This is a genomic window from Paraburkholderia sp. (assembly GCF_035501035.1).
Taxonomy (GTDB): Bacteria; Pseudomonadota; Gammaproteobacteria; order Burkholderiales; family Burkholderiaceae; genus Paraburkholderia.
The window spans coordinates 1-2,445 of sequence record NZ_DATJWR010000141.1 but is presented as its reverse complement, the minus strand read 5'-3'; the positions used below and the strand labels follow the sequence as shown (position 1 = coordinate 2,445).

General features: G+C 69.2%; 4 protein-coding genes. All 4 read right to left on the bottom strand.

Annotation, left to right across the window (positions count from 1 at the left end; translation table 11 throughout):
• Positions 1-103: 103 nt before the first annotated feature.
• Complete coding sequence (locus VMJ11_RS09730; protein ID WP_325619204.1) at positions 104-427, bottom strand: AzlD domain-containing protein; 324 nt, start codon at positions 425-427, stop codon at positions 104-106.
• On the bottom strand, positions 424-1,092 hold the full coding sequence (locus VMJ11_RS09725; RefSeq protein WP_325619205.1) for an AzlC family ABC transporter permease: 669 nt from the start codon (positions 1,090-1,092) through the stop codon (positions 424-426). The genes VMJ11_RS09730 and VMJ11_RS09725 overlap by 4 nt, the downstream gene beginning before the upstream one ends.
• Positions 1,093-1,305: 213 nt before the next feature.
• On the bottom strand, positions 1,306-2,217 hold the full coding sequence (locus VMJ11_RS09720) for an AraC family transcriptional regulator (protein WP_325619203.1): 912 nt from the start codon (positions 2,215-2,217) through the stop codon (positions 1,306-1,308).
• 27 nt (positions 2,218-2,244) lie between these two features.
• A partial coding sequence (locus VMJ11_RS09715; protein WP_325619202.1) for a CreA family protein occupies positions 2,245-2,445 on the bottom strand: 201 nt, incomplete at its 5' end.

Here is a 2,445-nt window from a genome sequence, read left to right as displayed (position 1 = left end):
CGGACCAGGGTAAAACTTGAGGGGGCGTTGTGCGTCCGCAACAGCGCGACACGCCGGGTTGCGGCGCTGCACAAGGCGGGCGGCGCAACCCAGGTGGGCGGCTCTACTTGAGCACGACGCCTTGCCAGACGAAAAACACGGCGAGGCCGACGGCGATGGTCAGCAAGGGCCGGCGGGTCAGCGCGCTGACGGCCACTGCGGCCAGCGCACCGACCAGTTGCGGATTGCGCCAGGTCAGCTCGGCGTCGCCGCTATGCGGTGAAACGGCCATCGGTACGATGATGGCGGTCAGCACCGTGACCGGCACGAAGCCGAGCGCCGTGCGCGCGAGCGGTGGAAACACCAGCCGGTCGCCCAGCACGAAGACCGCTGCGCGGATCAGCCAGGTGATCAGCGCCATGCCGAGAATCAGCGCCACGTAGCTCATCGTGCTGCCTCCGCTGCGCGGTGCTGGGTACGGGGGAGCGACAGCAGCACGCCTACGGCGACACCCGCAAACACCGCGCCGAGCAGCCCCAGCTTGTACGGCCAGGCTTGCCAGAAGAACGCCAGCGCGCCCGCCGTGACGGCTGCGGCGAAGTAGCGCAGCGCGACCAGTTGCGGCACGACGATCGCAATGAAGGTCGCGACCATCGCGAAATCGAGCCCGAGCGATTGCAGACCGGGAAACGCGGCGCCGAACAGCAGGCCGGCCAAGGTCCAGAGCTGCCAGTTGACATACATGGCGAGGCCGGCGCCGAGGAAGTAGTACGGACCTATCGAGCCGGGCGGATGATGCCGGTAGTGCGCCCAGGCGACCGCGAACACTTCGTCGGTCAGCACGCCGCCGAGCGCGAGACGCCAGCGCAGCGGCAGGTGCGACACGTAGGGGGCGAGCGTCGCGCTGTACAGCACGTGGCGCAGGTTGACGACGAGGGTGGTCGTCCACACGACGGCAAAGCTCGCATGACCGGCGATCAGCCCGAGCGCGATGAACTGCGCGGAGCCTGCGAACACGACGAGCGACATCAGTTGCCCGTGCCACAGATGCAGCGGGCCGGACGTGACGAGGGTGCCGAAGATCACGCCGAACGGCGCCGCGCCGACCATCATGGGAATCGTGTCGCGCGCGCCGGCGACGAACTCGGCGTATCGCCTGGGATTCGGCCTGGGATGCGGGTTGGGATGCGTGGTCAAACTGTCCTCCTGATACGGGAAGACAGCATAGCGGGCAGCCGCTCGCATGGCTTGTACATTCTTGCGGCGTTCTTGCGGCGTTCTTGCAGCGCCGACGGGCGCGCGAGGCCTGCGGTTGGGGCCGGGGGCCTAAGACGCCTGCCAGCGCCCCGGCGGCACGCCGAACATCCGGCGAAAATGCCGTGTGAAATGACTCTGATCAGTGAAACCGCTTGCCGCGGCGACATCGGCGACGGTGGCGCCCTCGCGCAGCGGACCCAGTGCGCGTTGAAGGCGCAGCTGTGTGCGCCAGGCGTGTGGCGGCAGTCCGGTCGCCTGCGTGAAGAGCCGGGTGGCGTGAAACGGCGAGAGGCCAACCGCTTGGGCGAGATCGGCCACGCGCAGCGGCGCGGCGAGATCGGCGGCGAGCAGCGCCTTCATCGTTTCCACGCGCGCGTCATTGGGGCCGTGCTTGAGCGCCGCCTCGTGCGTGCGCGCGTAGCGCGTGAGCAGCGCGGAGAGCGCGGAGAGCAGCGCGCCTTCCACGGCGAGCAAATCGCTTGCGGGCGCAGCGAGCTTCGCCACTGCGACCGAACCCGCGCCGGTGGTCGCTTCGAGCGCGGCTGCGCCGCGCCGCCGGTCGGCATCGGCTTCGAGCAGCCGGTGCGCGCGCGAGAGCCGGTGGGCCAGATCGGGATCGTGGATCACCTCGGCGCCAAACCACGGCAGCGGCTGCGCGCGCCCGGCGATGTCGCCCGCGAGCTCGTGCAGGAAGCCGATCGGCACGTACATCACGCGATAGCTCCAGCCCTCGTCGACGGCGCGCGAGCCCGTGTGCAGCTCGCCCGGATTGATGACCGGCACGCTGCCCGCAACGGCTACGTGCTCCGTGCCCCGATACCGATAGCACTCCGCCCCGCCTTCGATCACGGGGATCGTGTAGGCCTCGTGCCAGTGGGGCGCGAACGTGTGCTCGTGGTATTCGGCCGTGACGAGGTCCGCGCCGGGCAGAAGCGGCGTGCGCCAGTAGCGGGCGGAATCGCGGAAACGGGAATCGGTCATGATGGGGGGCCTGCGCTGACCCTCAGTTTAGCGCAGCGGAATCGTCGTGCCCGGCGGCACCGGCACGGCCGTGACACTGTTCTTCGCGCTGCCGCTCACGACGCGGTCGCTGTAGGTCAGGTACACGAGCGCGTTACGCTTCGCGTCGACCACGCGCACGACGTGCAGCGTCTTGAAGAGCAGCGACATGCGCTCGTTGAAGACGTCGGCCTGCTGCTTTAGCGGCCC